This is a genomic window from Symbiopectobacterium sp. (assembly GCF_047692315.1).
Taxonomy (GTDB): Bacteria; Pseudomonadota; Gammaproteobacteria; order Enterobacterales; family Enterobacteriaceae; genus Symbiopectobacterium.
This window is the reverse complement of record NZ_JBLLJS010000001.1, coordinates 67143-85604: the sequence shown is the minus strand read 5'-3', so window position 1 is coordinate 85604 and position 18462 is coordinate 67143. Positions and strand designations below refer to the sequence as shown.

Below are 18462 nucleotides of genomic sequence, written 5' to 3'. Positions count from 1 at the left end.
AACCAGAGAACCAGAGAACCAGAGAACCAGAGAACCAGAGAACCAGAGAACCAGAGAACCAGAGAACCAGAGAACCAGAGAACCAGAGAACCAGAGAACCAGAGAACCAGAGAACCAGAGAACCAGAGAACCAGAGCGTTCAATGTGACCAAAAGCTGGGGTTTCCTGCCCTGCCAGCAGTCGTAGCAGTCGTGTTTTTCCGCTGCCGTTACGCCCCACCAAACCGCACAATGAGCCATGAGCACTCCTGAATGAAATCAATAACCATCCCCGATAACGCATTCGCGTTACAAGGATCCGAATTCATCAGTCGTGTTTGTTCATTTTCAGTATGCGCTCCGGTGAGACGAGAAGTTCACCGCTACAAAGGTTAACTGACCCCAAGATCTGTCTCAAGGTTATTTTTTATCTCGTTGAGTAAGCAGATAGAAATCACAACAGGCAGTCATTCATATACGTCGCCCTATACGCAAAAAACCCCGCCAAAGCGGGGTTTTGTTGTGAGTGAAGTCGACCGATAAGCCGGGTTCTGTCGTGGACAGTCATTCATCTAGGCCAGTACTCACGCACTGGCTCAAGCAGCCTACCCGGGTTCAGTACGGGCCGTACCATGTGAACCCCTATTTGGCCTTGCTCCGGGTGGAGTTTACCGTGCCGCGAACGGTTACCCGCCGCGCGGTGCGCTCTTACCGCACCCTTTCACCCTTACCTGATCCCGCTTACGCGGGCCATCGGCGGTTTGCTCTCTGTTGCACTGGTCGTAGGTTTTCCCCTCCCAGGAGTTACCTGGCACCCTGCCCTATGGAGCCCGGACTTTCCTCCCCTCCACTCGTCTCCCCCGAAAGGGACAACAATGAAGCGGCGACTGTCTGGTCAACTCCGGCGCGAATGATAGGCGAATTAGCGCTGATTGTCATCCTCTGCGTCGTCATCCGCCTCATTTTGCGCCAGCGCATAACGATACAGGGCGTTCTTCTTCACGCCGTGGATTTCTGCCGCCAGCGCCGCCGCCTTTTTCAGTGGCAATTCAGCGCGCAACAGTTCCAGGGTGCGCAGCGCTTCCGCTGATAGCACACTCTCATCCGACTGAAAGCCTTCCACAATCAGCACCATCTCGCCCTTGCGGCGATTTTCGTCCTCTTTCACCCAGGCCAGCAGTTCCCCCACAGGGGCCCCCTGAATCGACTCCCAGGTTTTGGTCAGCTCGCGCGCCAACACCACATAGCGCGATTCCCCCAGCACCATTGCCAGATCGGCCAGGCTGTCAATCAAACGGTGGGTGGATTCGTAGAAAATCAGCGTGCGTGTCTCTTCAGACAGTTGCAGTAGACGGTCCTGACGCGCTTTGGTTTTAGCGGGCAGAAACCCTTCGTAACAAAAACGATCCGAAGCGATACCCGCCGCCGATAGCGCCGTGATCGCCGCGCACGGGCCCGGCAGTGGCACCACGCGCACCCCCGCTTCACGACAGCGGCGCACCAGATGGTAGCCGGGATCGTTAATCAGCGGCGTACCCGCATCGGATACCAGCGCAATGGATTGCCCTTGCTGGAGCTTCGCCAGCAGTTGCTCCGCCTTTTGTTGCTCATTGTGATCGTGCAGTGCGAACAACCGCGCACTGATGGCAAAATGTTGCAATAGCAAGCCGGTATGGCGCGTATCCTCAGCGGCAACCACATCCACCCCACGGAGTACGCTCAGCGCACGTTCTGTGATATCGCCCAGATTGCCAATTGGCGTTGGCACAATGTAAAGCATGGATGCAGAAATGTCTGCTTGTTGTTCATGATTCATTGTTTCATCCGGGTTGCCGATTTAATATTGAGCATCTTTATAAAAAAACCACAGGATACAGTATGCTTCCCAATCATTTCGTCCGTTCGCAAACAGGGCGTGTCGCCTCTGTTTTATTCGCGGCGCTGCTTCTTGCGGGATGTCCAGGCCAGGCGCCACAGCCGCCTTCACCTGATGTTCAAGGTCAGGCCGGAGCCTCCTCTTACTACTACCTGCAACAAATGGAGCAAAGCCGAGATAATAACAAGGCTGGCTGGCAATTACTTGCGATTCGTGCCCTTATTCAGGAAGGAAAGCTCCCCCAGGCAACTGAGCAGTTCAACGCGTTGCCTGCACAGTTGGCGCAACCACAACAGCGTGAGCAACAACTGCTGAAAGCAGAAATTGCTGCGGCCAACAATGACAGCAACGGGACGGCTGCCGCACTGCAAGGACTTGACGCCAGCGCCCTCTCGGCCGATCAGCAGGCTCGTTACTATCAGGCACAAATTAACGCCCATCAGGGCCAGCCGTCTGCTGACCTGCTGCGCGCCTATATCGCGCAAGAGCCGCAGCTTAAAGGCGACGAGCATCAAAAGAATATCGATCAGACCTGGGTTGCCCTGACACAAATGTCCCCGCAGGCAGCCAGCAGCGTTCTGATTAACGCCAATGAAAACGTGCTGGCCGGGTGGATGGACTTACTCACTACCTACCAGAACAACCGTGAATCGAGCGATCAGTTGAAATCCGCACTGAGCGACTGGCAAACGCGTTATCCGCGCCACCCGGCGGCGCAAACACCGCGAAAAGCGGTCAGGCCAGCATGACGTATAACGCACCTGCCGATAGCACCTCAGCGACGGCAGATAACGGTGCAGCAACGTCAACCAATGCCCCCTATGCCACGCCTGCCAGCGTATCACCGGCACCGGCGGCCATACCTGAAGCCGCCAGCGGCGTGTCAGTGAAAGTCTACGATACCACGTCACAACCCGTAGCCAATCTGGTGGCGCAAGCACAGCGTGACGGCGCATCGATCATCGTCGGGCCACTGCTGAAAAACGACGTAGAGCAGCTCGCCAGTCAACAAACCACCGTGAACATTTTGGCGCTCAATCAGCCGGAGCATGTGTAAAACACCCCGAACATGTGCTTTTTTGCCCTATCACCGGAAGATGAAGCGCGCGATGCTGCGCAATTTATCCACCGTCAAGGCAAACAGCAGCCGCTACTGCTGGTACCGCGCGGCGTCTTGGGCGATCGCGTCATCAATGCATTTGCCCAAGCCTGGCAGGGCCAGGGCGGCAATACGCTGCTGCAACAACGCTTTGGCAATACGGCAGAGCTGAAACAGGCCATCAACAGCGGGGCAGGGCTGAGCCTGAACGGTCAGCCAGTCAACGTGATGTACTCAGCAGCATAACCGGGCACCACCATTGGCGGATTAACCATCCCGACACAGGTTGAGCCGACCATCAGCACCAGCGGCAGCGGCAATGTCGACGCCGTCTACATTCTGGAGACGCCGGATGAACTGGCACTGATTAAACCGATGATCGATATGCGCACCACCTCGCAGTCACGCCCTGCCCTGTACGCCAGCTCGCGTAGCTTCCAGGCAGGGCTGGGGCCGGATTTCCGTCTTGAAATGGAAGGGCTCCAGTTCAGTGAAATTCCTTTGCTGGCAGGCAGCAACCCTGCGCTGATGCAACAGGTCACCAGCCAGTTCAAGAATGACTACTCGCTGGTGCGTCTCTACGCCATGGGGATGGATGCCTGGGTGCTGGCGAATCACTTTACCGATTTGCGTCAAGGATCTGGCCAGCAAATCGCGGGGGCGACCGGGACGTTAACCGCCACCGCCGATTGCGTTATCAATCGCCAATTAACCTGGCTGCAATATCGTCAGGGCCAGTTGGTGCCCGTTCCCTGAACCGACGAACGACAGGCACCCACTATGAACAACAAGCCCGGCACTATCTGGAACAGCACGCCGGGCTGACGTTCGTTGCCGCCAACGTGAGTTACCGCGGCGGTGAGCTGGATTTGATTATGCGGGATGGGAACACCTGGGTCTTTGTCGAGGTACGTTACCGCAAATAATGCAAAATTTGGTTCAGCCGCAGAGAGTGTGACGCCCCGCAAGCAACAACGGTTACGGCTTGCGGCCGCTCTGTGGTTGGCGCAGCGGCAGCAGAGTTTTGACACGGCGAGCTGCCGATTCGATATACTGGCCATTACTGGCGCACACCATGATTGGTTGCCAAACGCCTTTGGCGCGTAGACACCGCACCTGAACGGTGTAATTGTCAGAAAAAAGATCGCTTTTGCTCAATGGATCGCTTGGAAAATAGGTTAACGCAACGTGCTGGATAGAATAAAAGTCTGTTTCACCGAAAGTATTCAAACACAAATCGCCGCAGCGGAAGCCCTGCCCGATGCGATCGCCAGAGCAGCCACTGCACTGGTGCACTCATTACTCAACGGTAACAAAATCCTGTGCTGTGGCAATGGGACCTCCGCCGCTAACGCACAGCATTTTGCCGCCAGCATGATCAATCGCTTTAAAGCAGAACGCCCCAGTTTACCGGCGATTGCACTAAATGCGGATAATGTGGTCTTAACCGCGATAGCGAACGATCGCCTGCATGAAGAAGTGTATGCAAAACAGGTGCGTGCATTGGGGCAAGCGGGAGATATTTTGCTGGCGATCTCTACTCGGGGCAACAGCCGCGATATCGTGAAAGCGGTGGAAGCGGCAGTGACGCGTGATATGACGATTGTCGCCCTGACTGGCTACGACGGCGGGGAATTGGCAGGTCTGCTTGGCCCGCAAGACGTTGAAATTCGTATACCTTCGCACCGCAGTACGCGCGTGCAAGAGGTGCACATGCTGACGGTTAATTGCCTGTGCGATTTGATTGATAATTCCCTTTTTCCACACCAGAACGATTAAGGAGCACCCCCATGAGGATATGTTCTGCATTTGCCGTGCTGTCTATCGCCCTGTTGCTACAAGGCTGTATTGGCGTCGCTGCCGTTGGCGGTGCCGTTGCAACCAAGACTGCGACCGACCCACGCACGGTAGGCACGCAGGTGGATGATGGTACATTGGAAGTCCGTGTCTCCAACGCCATCAGCAAAGACCAGCAGTTGTCCAAAGAGGCGCGCATCGTTGCTACAGCCTATCAGGGCAAGGTGCTGCTGACCGGCCAGGCACCCACCACCGATCTGGCCAGCCGAGCCAAACAGATCGCCATGGGGGTAGACGGTGCCACAGAAGTTTATAACGAAATCCGTAAGGGTACGCCGGTCTCAATGGGTACCGCCTCCATGGATACCTGGATCACCACCAAAGTCCGCTCCCAGTTGCTTGCCACCGATACGGTGAAGTCATCCAACGTGAAAGTGACGACAGAAAACGGTGAAGTTTTCCTCCTCGGTCTGGTCACTCAGCGTGAAGGACGTTCTGCGGCAGAGATCGCCAGCAAAGTGAGTGGCGTTAAGCACGTAACCACTGCCTTCACCTATCTGGAATAGTCGTATTCCCGGTAAGAAAAAGGGCGCCGAGGCGCCCTTTTTCATTCTGCAACACAACCGAATTATGCGCCAGACGCGCTTGCCAGCGAAGAGAGCAGCCAAACGTCACGCCGCGTCTCCTGACCAATCTCGCCGCCCACATCCTGCTTGTCACGCGTCATCCCCAACAGGAAGGTGGAAAATCCCGCTTCTTCAATGCGATTGCGGTAACGCGTATTGCCCTTGGCCTCATCGACCCTGAGCATCAAGGGAATTAACCGCGCGCTTTTCTGATCGAACGATTTGTAAGGCCAGCGGTCATCTTTATCCAGATAGGGGGCCAGGAAATTAAAGGCATTCGCGATACCGCTGCCCTGCGGCGTGCGATAACGCCACAGATCTTCGCTCACCTTATCTGCCAGTATCGCCATATTGGTAATGGCTTGCAGGTTGAAATAGCTGTAGTGGAAGGAGCGAGTACGGGAAAGCTCTTCCGGCTGTGCGCCGTCATCTTGGATCTGATGATTCAGCTTGGTGCGTTGCAGCGCCGCTATCGCAGAGACGACGTCTTTTTTATCGAGATACCAGGCGATACCGGCCACCTGTGCAGCGTACCAGCTACCGTGGTTGTTCTTCGCTTCCGATTCCCGTTTCGCCAGCTTGCTGGCCTGTAACCACTCCAGATACGCCGTCATCCACTCATGCATCTGTGCGTCATCCTCTTTTGTCCATCCCTTGTAATCGCGCAGCATAATGAGCGCATCGACAATACGGGTGGAGAAGTAACGCCCGTCAAGCACCCCCGCACCGCGTCCCGGCGCAATACCGGGTACGCCCTAAGCAAAATCAAGATTGGGGTTCATACGGGTTTCAGGATTGAGGAACCAGGTGCGAATCAGTGAAACGGCCTTATCGGCATAGGCGGCGTTATCGGAGAAGTACCAGGCCAACGTCAGTGTGTAAACCTGCTCGGTAAAATCCTCCAATCGAACGCCGTCGATGTCATCACTCTTGCTGACGGGGTTTATAACGCCGTCACGGCGCACCCAAGGCAATCCATTAGATTTATCGGGCCACCAGTAGACGCTGAGGCTCATATAATCGTGTTTAGAGCCACTGGGTGGCGTCATTCCCTTTTCCGTCACACTGGGATTCGGTTTGTTGAGCGCTTTTTCTGCCTGAGCGATAAGTTCGGTGTAAGCAAGCCGCGTTTGGGGTTTCTCCGAACCCTGTCGCAGTTGCTGCTTGACCGTCATCAGAACCGATTGCTGAAGAAAGGCATAAGGACCATCACGACGTTCCTGTGCCTGTGCCTGTGCCTGTGCCTGTGCCTGCATCACGACACCGCCAATAACCCACAACATCAGCGCACATACGCTTGCCAGCCTGTTAAACATCCCCACCTGCATAACTTCCCCTTTCGACGATAGTCAGACTCACGAATGGCAAAGGCCAAATCAGCCTTCAACGCAGCCCGTTAGTCCGCAGAAACTTTTCGCCCCCTATCTGGGACATTTGACGCAATATCCACTGCTGGCGTTGGCTCACATAGCGTGAAGGCGCATTAACCCGAAAGCGAATCGGGTTTGGCAGCACCGCCGCCAGCAGCGCCTCTTCACCCGCCGTCAAACGACTCGCGGGTTTGTTGAAGAAATGCTTCGCCGCCTGCTGTACGCCAAAAATGCCCGGTCCAAACTCCACAATGTTCAAATAGACCGTCAAAATACGCCGTTTGGTCCATACCAGCTCAACGCCCACCGTAATACCGGCTTCCAGACCTTTACGTAGCCAACTGCGTCCATCCCACAGGAAGAGGTTTTTCACCATTTGCTGTGAGAGCGTCGAACCACCACGCACCCGTGCGCCATCGCGTTCATTGTGCGCCAGCGCGGCCCGGATGGCAGCCATATCAAACCCGGCGTACTCCGGAAATTTTTGATCTTCTGCGGCGATCACCGCCAGCGCCATCACGGGCGCGATCTCATCCATCGGCACCCAGCTTGAGCGCGCAACGTAGGAGAAGTCGCCGCTCTGCCATGACGGCAGAAAACGGCACTGGCACAAACGCAAACAACACAATCCCGGCCAGCCACAGGCCAAGCACCGAGAAAACACCGCGTATCACCCAACGTTTTATTCCGGGGATCACACCGCGTTTTCTGCTACCCCATCTCATTCGGTAAAGCCCAAAACACGTTCAACCAGTTTATCAATGCCTTTGGCCGCTTCGCTAATGGAGTTCGCCAACATGTAGGCAGGCGTCGTCACCACTTTGTGTTGTGCATCAACGACAATATTATCCACCGGGCAAACAATGTGCATGCCACCCATCTCTTCTATGCATTCTGCGGTATCAATATCATTACCAATTGTAACTCTCACCGGTTCACCCAGCAGTTTCGGCAACAGCGCCGGGGCGATACAAATAAAGCCAATTGGTTTATTTTGCTTATAAATTTCTTGTGTGAGTAATGCCAATGATTCGTCAACCTGACACGCCGCGCCTTCGGTAGCGAAATCATTTAAATTCTTCGCCGCACCAAAACTGCCGGGAACAATCAACGCATCCGGTTGGTTGGCGTCGGCCTGGGACAAAGGCTGGATTTTTCCGCGGGCGATGCGCGCAGACTCCACTAAAATATTGCGATTTTCATGAGTTACCTCACCCGTCAGATGACAAATCACATGAAATTGTGGTTTATCTGGCGCAAAGCATATTGCCTGCGCACCCGCGCGACCGACGGCAAGCAGCGTCAGCACTGCTTCGTGAATTTCGGCGCCATCATAGACGCCGCAACCGCTCAGAACGATGCCGACTCGTTTCATCATATTTTCCTTCATTTCATTACATCAACTAATTGATTTTTTGATTGACAAACACTAATCTACATCACACATTTTAATGATTCTTGTAACAAAGATTTCTGCATTTGCTATTTTGTTGCTTGAACGGTTCGTCACCTTACGATGTTGCGAATACTCGCACCTGCTAACTGAAACTGCTGATAATTATCAAGCAGGTGCATAGTTTCCCTAGTGTTGGCGCATAATTCGCGCACCCCGGCCTCGGTCGGGGTCATTTTTTTTTAGGCTCCCGAAAAATCCGTCTCGCCCTCAGCCCATCCTGTTTACACAGCAAAAAATGCATTGGGCTCGCACGTGCCCGCTATTTGCGGGCACGTTTCTCCTGTTCCGCCACCCAGGCTTTCAACACGTCAATATCGTGCTGCCAGTCGTGCTTCAGCTCGTCAATCCACTCCTGCACGTTATCCCACCAGGCTGGCAGCGTCGTGGTCTGGATTTGCTGCGCCACCTGTTGCAAATGGCGCAACCCGACAGAACCTGCGGCACCTTTGATTTTGTGTCCCTCTTCCGCGATGCCTTTCTGATCGCGCGCCGTCATGTTGGAATCCAGCACGGCAAGGTAGCCCGGCATCATCTGCTCAAACATGGCAAGACTCTGATGAATCAGCGACGGCCCGACCAGATCCAGATATTGTTGCAACATGGGAATATCAAGCAACGCTTCTCGAACCGGTTCCTGTACAGCGTCATCCGTCACATCCTGCTCGGGTTCATCCTGATAGTCCCAATATTGTTTGATAACAGCGGTTAACGCAGGCACCGCCAGCGGCTTGCTCAGCACATCGTCCATGCCCGCATCGAGATACTCTTTTTTATCTCGCAACACGTTAGCCGTTAAGGCAATCAGCGGCGGCAGATCTTGCCCGGCGTATTTTTTGCGCAGCTCACGCGCCACGTCCAGCCCGGTCATATCCGGTAGTTGGATATCCAACAGCACCAGATCGAACTCGTCCGGATCGAACATCGTCAGCGCTTCCTGCCCGGTCATCGCCACTTCCACGCTGCTGCCCAGCTTCTCCAACACAGAACGCGCCACCACCACGTTCAGCTCGATGTCTTCCACCAGCAGCACGTTGAGCGCGGGTAACGGTAACTCATCCTCTCCGCCGACTATCACCTCATCTTCCAGCGCAGGGGCAGTGACGGTAAGCGTAAAGCAAGAACCTTTGCCCTGCGTGCTGGTGACATGAATATCGCCGCCCATGTTCTGCGCCAGACGCTTGGACACCGCCAGGCCAATGCCGGTACCGGTCGCCGGTTTACCGCCATGTTTGTCTTTTACCTGATAGTACATGGCGAAGATTTTCTCCAACTCATCTTCGGGAATGCCCATGCCCGAGTCTTCGACATCAAAGCGCAACTGGCTACCCGAGTCATGCCAGACACGCACCACGATGTTCCCTTTCTGAGTAAACTTCGCCGCGTTGCTGAGCAGGTTCCACAGGATTTGGCGCAGACGCGTGCCGTCAGTAATCACTCGCTGTGGCAACGGTGGATGCTGCTCAACGACCAGCTGCAACCCTTTCGGCTGCGCCAGCAGGCCACCAAGATTTTCCAAATCCGCCAGGAAGCCAATAAAATCAATGGGCTGATTATCCAACTGCACCTTACGGCGCTCCTGTTTGTCCATCTCGATCACGTCATTAAAAATATTGCCCAACGTGATAGCGCTGACATGCAGGGTTTTGAGGTATTTTTCTTGTTCCGCATCAAGGTGGGTGTCGAGCAGGATGCGACTAAGGCCAACAATGCCATTAAGCGGCGTACGAAGCTCGTGGCTGATCGTTGAGATAAAAGTGGTCTTCTCCCTGCTGGCGTTCTCTAACGCGTCCTGATAGCGCTTACGCTCGGTTATATCGCGTCCAAAACCCATCAGCCCATGTCGTTTGCCCATTCTGTCGTAGAAAGGCACCTTACGCAGCTCAAAACAGGCTTTACGCCCGTCGGGATAGACCAGCCACTGTTCATAAGTGAGCGACACGTTGTGACGGAAAACTTTCTCATCCGTTTCCATCACTTTTTCCGCTACATCGGGCGTGTAAACGTCTTTTGGAGTCAGGCCAACCAGTTGCTTCTGACTGCGTCCCAACAACAGCTCCATGGCGCGGTTACAGCCGGAGAACTCTTTATTTTCATTATGGTAGTAAACCAGATCCGGCGAGACATCAAGGAACGATCGTAACAATGCCGATTGCTGCTCCAGCTCCACCTGCGCCTGTTCGCGTCCGGCGATCTCCTCTTTCAACTTGCTTAGCATCATCAGGCGCGCCTCTTCCGCTTTTTCGCGATCGGCAATCTCCTGATTGAGCTGGGCGATATTGCCCTTTAGCTGCTCGTTCAGCGTCTGGTCGCGCAGGCGCATCTCCTCAAGCTTCGCCACCAGCTTGGACAGGCGTTGGCGCGACTCCTCCAACTGATCTACCACCACGGAGAGGAAATAGACCGCCCAGGGGGTGATGAACAGGCCGAAAAATACCGAACATACCACATCGATGTCTTCAACCTTGCCGGTCAGCAGCAGCGTCACTGCTATCTGCACGACCATCGCCAGCAGCACCAGCACCGAGGCCAGCAACAATGAAAAACGCACCAGCCCGAGCTTTACCATCAAATCGACGTAGTACTGCGCCAACAACCGGATCTGCTTCATAAAGAATTCCCTTGGATATCCATCGCGCCATCATAACGTAAAACGCCGCATTATGCGGTGAGACAATCACCACAACACGTTCACGTTACCCGAGGATAACCGGTTGATATGGCTGACCGAGCGCAGAGCCTTGCACCCCGTGTGCCTGAAGGTATAAATCCAGCTCGATCATCCCGGTCCAGCGGTTTTCGCACCATAGCGGCGCCAGCAGCGTTGGGCGCCGGGCACTGGCAGAAATGCGGTGGAACACCACCTGCGGCGGTGTATGGCGAATCATTTCGCCCGCCGTGGCGACATAAGTTTCCAGCGGCAATTCATTGAGTCGCCCGGCACGCCAGGCCTTGGCCATGATACTGCCGTCAACGATGTGCAGCGGGTGAAGCTTGATGCCCTCAACGCCGGTGTCCACCACGCGTTGCAGCGTCGTCATGCAGTGATCGGCATTCTCACCGGGCAACCCGACAATCAGGTGGCAGCAGACGCGCAGGCCGCGCTAGTGTGCACGCTTCACCGTTTCCTGATAGCAGGCGAAGTCATGCCCGCGATTGATGCGGTGCAGCGTTTTATCCCAGGCGCTCTGTAGGCCCAGCTCTAGCCATACCTCATACCCTTGCGCATGGTAGCCCGCCAACAGATCCAATACGCTGTCCGGTACACAATCGGGGGCGCATTCCCACGCACAGCCCCACAATCTCCGCTTGTTGCAAGGCTTCCTGATAAAGCCGGTCCAGCATCTGCACTTCACCGTAGGTGCTGGTATAGGCCTGAAAATAGGCCAGATAGCGCTTGGCGCGATTGACCTTGCCCGCCTGCGTGTTCAGTTGCTGTGCGATGCTTTGGCGCCTGCATGGCTTCATCGGTAAAAGAGGCCACATTACAGAACGTGCAACCGCCACGCACGAGCGTGCCATCCCTGTTTGGGCAGTTAAATCCGCCGTGCAGCGTCAGCTTGTGAATCTTTTCCCTATAACGACGTTGCAAATCCCCGCCGAACATATTGATTAATTTTTGCAATTGCATATTCTAACCTACCCCCCGAGGGAAAGCAGACTACCCTTCTCTTCCTGCGTTCGCGATGACCGCGATCAATCACGCACATCCCAATGAAATGAATTTTTATTCGCTTTTAGTGAAAATAAACTCACATTCACACTGATTAAAGTTTCTAATCCCTTACGCGCGCTTCATGAAAAAAAGATGAAGCATTACTTAAAAAGAGTTTCATTAAATATAAAAGTGGATATATACAGCAGAATATTCTATAATGTTAAGAGATAACGCAGCAGGGTGACGAGATGTTCACGCTTTTGCATAGTGATACAGCTCACACTTCATTCGGCAGCCAATGTGCGGCCCAACGGAGTTTTTTCAAAAAAATCATTTATTTTCATAATCATAACTAAAAACCATCCCTTAATCGCACATTTTGCATTGATATTTGACCTGAACTGGCTTTCTCACTAATTTGGGAGTCCGCTGGAAGCTTTCCCGACGAGTCCGCGACTCGTCATATTTTATGCAGTTAGAAAAGAAAGACTCCCTCTTAAAGCAAGTCATAGTCCACTTGTAAGACCGTCACGAGAGGCCGAAGAGAAGAGAACGGCAGAATGCGCGACCCCGTCATCCGCCATCGTTCAACGCCACGGTGCCGAACGAAGTAGGTTGTGAGAGTCACACAGAGCCTGGGGAGGTTCACTGAGATATGTTGTACGATGCATCCCAAGAGAGAGACAACTGTGGTTTCGGATTAATCGCCCATATAGAAGGTGAACCGAGCCATAAGGTCGTGCGTACTGCGATTCACGCACTGGCCCGCATGCAGCACCGTGGCGCGATCCTTGCTGACGGCAAGACCGGCGACGGCTGCGGCTTGTTATTACAAAAACCCGATCGTTTCTACCGACTGGTGGCCGAAGAGCACGGCTGGCGGTTGGCGAAGAACTACGCTGTGGGCATGATGTTCCTGAATCAGGACGAAGATCTGGCCCGCGCGTCGCGTCGCATTGTGGAAGAAGAGCTGCAAAATGAAACCTTGTCCGTGCTGGGATGGCGTGAAGTGCCCACCAATCCGGACATACTCGGTGAAATCGCTCTCTCCTCGCTGCCGCGCATTGAACAGATTTTTGTCAACGCCCCGGCGGGATGGCTGCTGCGCGATATGGCACGCCGCCTGTTCATGGCGCGCCGCCGTATCGAAAAGCGTATTCAGGATAAAGAGTTCTACGTTTGTAGCTTCTCCAACCTGATCAACATCTATAAAGGTCTGTGTATGCCGGCGGATCTGCCGCGTTTTTACCTGGACCTGGCGGACTTACGTCTGGAATCAGCCATCTGCCTGTTCCACCAACGTTTCTCCACCAATACTGTGCCGCGTTGGCCGCTGGCGCAGCCGTTCCGCTATCTGGCGCACAACGGCGAAATCAACACCATCGCCGGTAACCGTCAATGGGCACGGGCGCGTGCGTACAAATTCAAAACGCCGCTGATCCCCGATCTGCAAGACGCCGCGCCGTTCGTCAACGAAACCGGCTCTGACTCCAGCTCGCTGGATAACATGCTGGAACTGTTCCTGAGCGGCGGGATGGATATCGTGCGCGCCATGCGCTTGCTGGTGCCGCCAGCCTGGCAGAACAACCCGGACATGGACCCGGAACTGCGTTCGTTCTTTGACTTCAACTCCATGCACATGGAGCCGTGGGATGGCCCGGCGGGCATCGTAATGTCCGATGGCCGCTATGCGGCCTGTAACCTGGACCGTAACGGCCTGCGTCCGGCGCGCTATGTCATTACCAAAGACAAGTTGATCACCTGCGCCTCCGAAGTGGGAATTTGGGATTATCAGCCGGATGAAGTGGTGGAAAAAGGCCGCGTTGGCCCCGGCGAACTGATGGTTATCGATACCCTCGAAGGCCGCATTCTGCACTCCAACGAAACCGATAACGATCTTAAAAGCCGCCACCCGTATAAAGAGTGGATGGAAAGAAACGTTAAGCGTCTGGTGCCGTTCGAAGAGCTGCCGGACGATCAGGTCGGCAGCCGCAAGCTGGATGACAACCTGCTGGAAACTTACCAGAAGCAGTTCGGCTACAGCAGTGAAGAGCTGGACCAAATCCTGCGCGTACTGGGTGAAAACGGTCAGGAAGCGACCGGTTCAATGGGGGACGACACCCCGTTTGCCGTGCTCTCCAGCCGCCCACGTATCATTTACGACTATTTCCGTCAGCAGTTTGCACAAGTAACTAACCCGCCCATCGACCCGCTGCGTGAAGCACACGTGATGTCATTGGCGACCTGTATTGGCCGCGAAATGAACGTATTTTGTGAAGCTGAAGGCCAGGCGCACCGCTTGAGCTTCAAGTCGCCGATCCTGCTGTACTCTGACTTTACCCAGCTGTTAGCGCAAGATCAGCAGCACTACCGCGCTGAAACGCTGGATCTGACCTTCGATCCGCGCGAGAAATCGTTGCAGCAAACCGTTGAAGCACTGTGTGAAGAAGCTGAGCGCAAAGTGCGTGAAGGGGCCGTGTTGCTGGTTCTTTCGGATCGCGCCATTAGCGAACACCGTTTGCCGGTTCCGGCACCGATGGCAGTGGGTGCCATTCAGCATCGTCTGGTAGAAAAGAGCCTGCGCTGCGACGCCAACCTGATTGTCGAAACCGCCAGCGCCCGCGACCCGCATCACTTTGCTGTGCTGCTCGGCTTCGGCGCTACGGCTATCTATCCGTATCTGGCGTATGAGTCATTGGCACGACTGGTGGATAACCACACCATTGAGAAGCCCTACTGCACCGTAATGCTCAACTACCGCAACGGCATCAACAAAGGGCTGTACAAGATCATGTCCAAAATGGGCATTTCTACGGTTGCGTCGTACCGTTGCTCCAAGCTGTTTGAAGCGGTGGGCCTGCACCAAGAGGTGTCAGCACTCAGCCTCCACGGCGTGGTGAGCCGCATCGGCGGGGCTAACTTCAGCGATTTCGAGCAGGATCTGCAAAACCTGGCAAAACGCGCCTGGCTGAAGCGTAAAACGCTGGAACAGGGCGGCCTGCTGAAGTTCGTGTACGGCGGGGAATACCACGCCTACAACCCGGATGTGGTCAATACCTTGCAACAAGCCGTGAAAAGCGGTGAGTACAGCGACTACCAGCAGTACGCCAAACACGTCAACGAGCGCCCTGTCGCAACGCTGCGCGACCTCCTGGCGATTAAACCGCAGGGAGGCGCAGCTATCCCGGTTGATGACGTTGAGCCCTCCAGCGAGCTGTTTAAACGCTTTGACACGGCGGCCATGTCTATCGGTGCGTTGAGCCCGGAAGCCCATGAGTCGCTGGCAGAAGCGATGAACACGCTGGGCGGCTACTCCAACTCCGGCGAAGGCGGTGAAGACCCTGCGCGTTACGGCACCAACAAAGTGTCACGTATCAAGCAGGTGGCATCGGGTCGCTTCGGTGTCACACCGGCCTATCTGGTCAACGCCGATGTGATTCAGATTAAAGTGGCACAAGGGGCCAAGCCGGGTGAAGGCGGTCAGTTGCCGGGTGATAAGGTTACGCCCTACATCGCCAGACTGCGCTACTCAGTGCCGGGTGTGACGCTGATTTCGCCACCGCCGCATCATGATATTTACTCTATCGAAGATTTGGCTCAGCTGATTTTCGACCTGAAACAGATCAACCCAAAAGCGATGATCTCGGTCAAGCTGGTTTCCGAACCGGGCGTAGGCACCATCGCCACCGGCGTTGCCAAAGCTTATGCCGACCTGATCACCATCGCCGGTTACGACGGCGGCACCGGTGCCAGCCCGCTGACCTCGGTGAAATACGCCGGTTGTCCGTGGGAGCTGGGGCTGGTGGAAACCCAGCAGGCGCTGGTCGCTAACGGTTTGCGCCACAAAATTCGCCTGCAAGTGGATGGCGGGCTGAAAACCGGCGTTGATATTATCAAAGCGGCGATTCTGGGTGCAGAAAGCTTCGGCTTTGGTACTGGCCCGATGGTGGCGCTCGGCTGTAAATACCTGCGTATTTGCCACCTGAACAACTGCGCCACCGGCGTTGCGACGCAGGACGACAAGCTGCGCCGCGATCACTACCACGGCCTGCCAGAACGCGTGATCAACTACTTCAACTTCATCGCGCGGGAAACCCGCGAGCTGATGGCGGAACTGGGTATCAGCAAACTTGTGGAGCTGATTGGTCGTACCGACCTGCTGGTGGAGTTGGATGGGTTCACCGCCAAACAGAACAAACTGGATCTCTCTGCGTTTCTGCAAACCGCGCAGCCGCAGCCGGGTAAAGCGCTGTACTGCACCGAGAGCAACCCGCCGTTCGATGAAGGTTTATTGAACAAGGCGCTGCTGTCTCAGGCACAGCCGCACATCGCGGCGAAACAGAGCAAAGCGCTCTACTTTGATATCCGCAATACCGATCGTTCCGTCGGCGCAACGCTGTCCGGTGCCATCGCCGCTCAGCACGGCGATCAAGGGCTGGCAAGCGATCCGATCAAAGCCAACTTCTCCGGCACCGCCGGACAGAGCTTTGGCGTATGGAATGCTGGCGGCGTCGAACTGACGCTGACCGGGGATGCCAACGACTATGTGGGCAAAGGTATGGCAGGCGGCTGCATCTCCGTGCACCCGCCGGTCGGCTCCGCGTTCCGCAGCCATGAGGCGAGCATTATCGGCAACACCTGTCTGTACGGTGCGACCGGCGGCAAGCTGTTTGCCGCCGGTCGCGCAGGCGAACGTTTCGGCGTGCGTAACTCCGGTGCCATCACCGTTGTGGAAGGCGTAGGCGACAACGGCTGTGAATACATGACGGGCGGTATCGTCTGCGTGCTGGGCCGCACCGGCGTCAACTTTGGCTCGGGCATGACCGGCGGTTTCGCCTACGTGCTGGATGAAGACGGCGAGTTCCGCAAACGCGTCAACCCTGAGCTGGTGGAAGTGCTGTCGGTCGACGATCTGGCGATTCACGAAGAGCACCTGCGCGGCCTGATTACCGAGCACGTGCAACACACGGGCTCGCAACGCGGTGAAGAGATTCTCGCTAACTGGCCGGTCTGGGCATCGCGTTTCGCACTGGTGAAACCCAAGTCGAGTGATGTGAAGGCATTATTAGGGCATCGTAGTCGTTCCGCAGCCGAATTGCGGGTTCAGGCGCAGTAAGAGGGCATTATGAGTCAGAACGTTTATCAATTTATCGACTTACAGCGTGTTGATCCGCCGAAGAAGCCGTTAAAAATTCGCAAAATCGAGTTCGTAGAAATCTACGAACCCTTTTCCGAAAGCCAATCCAAGGCGCAGGCAGACCGCTGCCTCGCCTGCGGTAATCCCTATTGCGAATGGAAGTGCCCGGTACATAACTACATTCCCAACTGGCTGAAACTAGCGAACGAAGGGCGCATTATCGAAGCGGCTGAGCTGTCACACCAGACCAACAGTCTGCCAGAAGTGTGCGGCCGCGTTTGCCCGCAGGACAGACTGTGCGAAGGTTCCTGTACGATCAATGCGGAGTTCGGCGCGGTCACTATCGGCAATATCGAACGCTATATCAATGATAAAGCGATCGAAATGGGATGGAAGCCGAACCTGTCACACGTGAAACCCACCGGCAAGCGTGTCGCCATCGTGGGTGCAGGCCCGGCGGGCCTGGCCTGTGCCGACGTGCTGGCGCGTAACGGTGTACAGGCTGTGGTGTTCGATCGCCATCCTGAAATCGGCGGTTTGCTGACCTTCGGTATTCCGGCATTCAAGCTGGAAAAAGAGGTGATGATCAAGCGCCGTGAAATCTTCAGTGAGATGGGCATCGAGTTCCAGCTCAACACCGAGATTGGCAAAGACATCGCGCTGGAGACGCTGCTCGCCGACTACGACGCGGTATTCCTGGGTGTCGGAACCTATCAATCCATGCGCGGCGGGTTGGAAAATGAGGACGCACCGGGCGTGTATGACGCACTGCCGTTCCTGATTGCCAACACTAAGCAGTTGATGGGCTTTGAAAACGCACCGGATGAACCCTATACCGACATGAGCGGCAAGCGCGTGGTGGTACTGGGTGGCGGCGATACCGCGATGGACTGCGTGCGTACCTCGTTGCGCCATGGCGCAACGCACGTTACCTGTGCCTACCGTCGTGATGAAGTCAACATGCCTGGCTCCAAACGTGAAGTGAAAAACGCACGCGAAGAGGGCGTGGAATTTCTGTTCAACCTACAACCGCTCAGCATCGAAATTAACGGTGCCGGTAAAGCCTGTGGCGTAAGAATGGCGCGCACCGAACTGGGTGCACCGGATGCTAACGGCCGTCGTCGTCCTGAAATCGTCGAAGGTTCCGAGCATGTGCTGGAAGCAGACGCGGTAATCATGGCGTTTGGTTTCCGCCCGCACAAGATGGACTGGCTGGCGAAACACGGCGTGGAACTGGATAGCCAGGGCCGCATCGTGGCGCCCGAGCAGAGCGAAAGCGCTTTCAAGACCAGCAACCCGAAAATCTTCGCTGGTGGCGATGCGGTGCGCGGTTCCGATCTGGTGGTGACCGCCATCGCAGAAGGCCGCAAGGCTGCAGATGGCATCATGAATTATCTGGAAGTGTAATCGGCAACGATAATCAATTAAGGCGGCGCAAGCCGCCTTTTTCTTGAGCGCAATATGCTGA

At 55.3% G+C, this 18462-nt stretch carries 7 protein-coding genes, 1 other RNA gene and 6 pseudogenes; 6 read left to right on the top strand and 8 right to left on the bottom strand.

Annotated features, from left to right (window positions below; genetic code table 11):
• From ACMZI0_RS00480 to rsmI, 3 genes and pseudogenes are all read right to left on the bottom strand, one after another.
• Positions 1–246 (bottom strand): annotated as a pseudogene (locus ACMZI0_RS00480) (ATP-binding cassette domain-containing protein); the annotation flags it as partial.
• Positions 247–502: 256 nt separating this feature from the next.
• An RNA gene (gene rnpB, locus ACMZI0_RS00475) (RNase P RNA component class A) lies at positions 503–881 on the bottom strand.
• Between the two features lie 19 nt (positions 882–900).
• Complete coding sequence (gene rsmI, locus ACMZI0_RS00470) at positions 901–1794, bottom strand: 16S rRNA (cytidine(1402)-2'-O)-methyltransferase (RefSeq protein ID WP_415671545.1); 894 nt, start codon at positions 1792–1794, stop codon at positions 901–903.
• A gap of 62 nt (positions 1795–1856) precedes the next feature.
• Between rsmI and ACMZI0_RS00465 the strand changes: the two are divergent.
• The 4 genes and pseudogenes from ACMZI0_RS00465 to dolP all read left to right on the top strand — a co-directional run bounded on the left by ACMZI0_RS00465 (position 1857) and on the right by dolP (position 5316).
• Positions 1857–3709: pseudogene (locus ACMZI0_RS00465) on the top strand (penicillin-binding protein activator).
• A pseudogene (locus tag ACMZI0_RS00460) lies at positions 3706–4060 on the top strand (YraN family protein). The pseudogenes ACMZI0_RS00465 and ACMZI0_RS00460 overlap by 4 nt, the downstream one beginning before the upstream one ends.
• Positions 4061–4141: 81 nt before the next feature.
• Complete coding sequence (diaA, locus tag ACMZI0_RS00455) at positions 4142–4732, top strand: DnaA initiator-associating protein DiaA (protein ID WP_415671544.1); 591 nt, start codon at positions 4142–4144, stop codon at positions 4730–4732.
• Between the two features lie 11 nt (positions 4733–4743).
• Complete coding sequence (dolP, locus tag ACMZI0_RS00450) at positions 4744–5316, top strand: division/outer membrane stress-associated lipid-binding lipoprotein (RefSeq protein WP_415671543.1); 573 nt, start codon at positions 4744–4746, stop codon at positions 5314–5316.
• A gap of 62 nt (positions 5317–5378) precedes the next feature.
• Here dolP and ACMZI0_RS00445 read toward each other — a convergent pair.
• From ACMZI0_RS00445 to ACMZI0_RS00425, 5 genes and pseudogenes are all read right to left on the bottom strand, one after another.
• Positions 5379–6392, bottom strand: a pseudogene (locus tag ACMZI0_RS00445) (alginate lyase family protein).
• Positions 6393–6759: 367 nt separating this feature from the next.
• Positions 6760–7471 (bottom strand): annotated as a pseudogene (mtgA, locus tag ACMZI0_RS00440) (monofunctional biosynthetic peptidoglycan transglycosylase).
• A complete protein-coding gene (gene elbB / locus ACMZI0_RS00435; protein ID WP_415671551.1) occupies positions 7468–8121 on the bottom strand; it encodes an isoprenoid biosynthesis glyoxalase ElbB in 654 nt (217 codons plus the stop codon). Before elbB ends, mtgA begins: the two are co-directional and overlap by 4 nt.
• A gap of 340 nt (positions 8122–8461) precedes the next feature.
• Positions 8462–10810, bottom strand: a complete 2349-nt coding sequence (arcB, locus tag ACMZI0_RS00430; protein WP_415671542.1) for an aerobic respiration two-component sensor histidine kinase ArcB — start codon at positions 10808–10810, stop codon at positions 8462–8464.
• Between the two features lie 85 nt (positions 10811–10895).
• Positions 10896–11830 (bottom strand): annotated as a pseudogene (locus ACMZI0_RS00425) (TIGR01212 family radical SAM protein).
• A gap of 682 nt (positions 11831–12512) precedes the next feature.
• On the opposite strand from ACMZI0_RS00425, the gene gltB reads away from it, so the two are divergent.
• Both gltB and ACMZI0_RS00415 read left to right on the top strand, forming a co-directional pair.
• On the top strand, positions 12513–16973 hold the full coding sequence (gene gltB / locus ACMZI0_RS00420; RefSeq protein ID WP_415671541.1) for a glutamate synthase large subunit: 4461 nt from the start codon (positions 12513–12515) through the stop codon (positions 16971–16973).
• Between the two features lie 9 nt (positions 16974–16982).
• Positions 16983–18401, top strand: a complete 1419-nt coding sequence (locus ACMZI0_RS00415; protein WP_415671540.1) for a glutamate synthase small subunit — start codon at positions 16983–16985, stop codon at positions 18399–18401.
• Positions 18402–18462: the final 61 nt, after the last annotated feature.

What these genes read in the sequence shown, in the direction of transcription:
- rsmI (WP_415671545.1), bottom strand. Translation starts at nt 1,794, where the DNA reads ATGAATCATGAACAACAAGCAGACATTTCTGCATCCATGCTTTACATT.
- dolP (WP_415671543.1), top strand. Translation starts at nt 4,744, where the DNA reads ATGAGGATATGTTCTGCATTTGCCGTGCTGTCTATCGCCCTGTTGCTA.
- elbB (WP_415671551.1), bottom strand. Translation starts at nt 8,121, where the DNA reads ATGAAACGAGTCGGCATCGTTCTGAGCGGTTGCGGCGTCTATGATGGC.
- arcB (WP_415671542.1), bottom strand. Translation starts at nt 10,810, where the DNA reads ATGAAGCAGATCCGGTTGTTGGCGCAGTACTACGTCGATTTGATGGTA.
- gltB (WP_415671541.1), top strand. Translation starts at nt 12,513, where the DNA reads ATGTTGTACGATGCATCCCAAGAGAGAGACAACTGTGGTTTCGGATTA.
- ACMZI0_RS00415 (WP_415671540.1), top strand. Translation starts at nt 16,983, where the DNA reads ATGAGTCAGAACGTTTATCAATTTATCGACTTACAGCGTGTTGATCCG.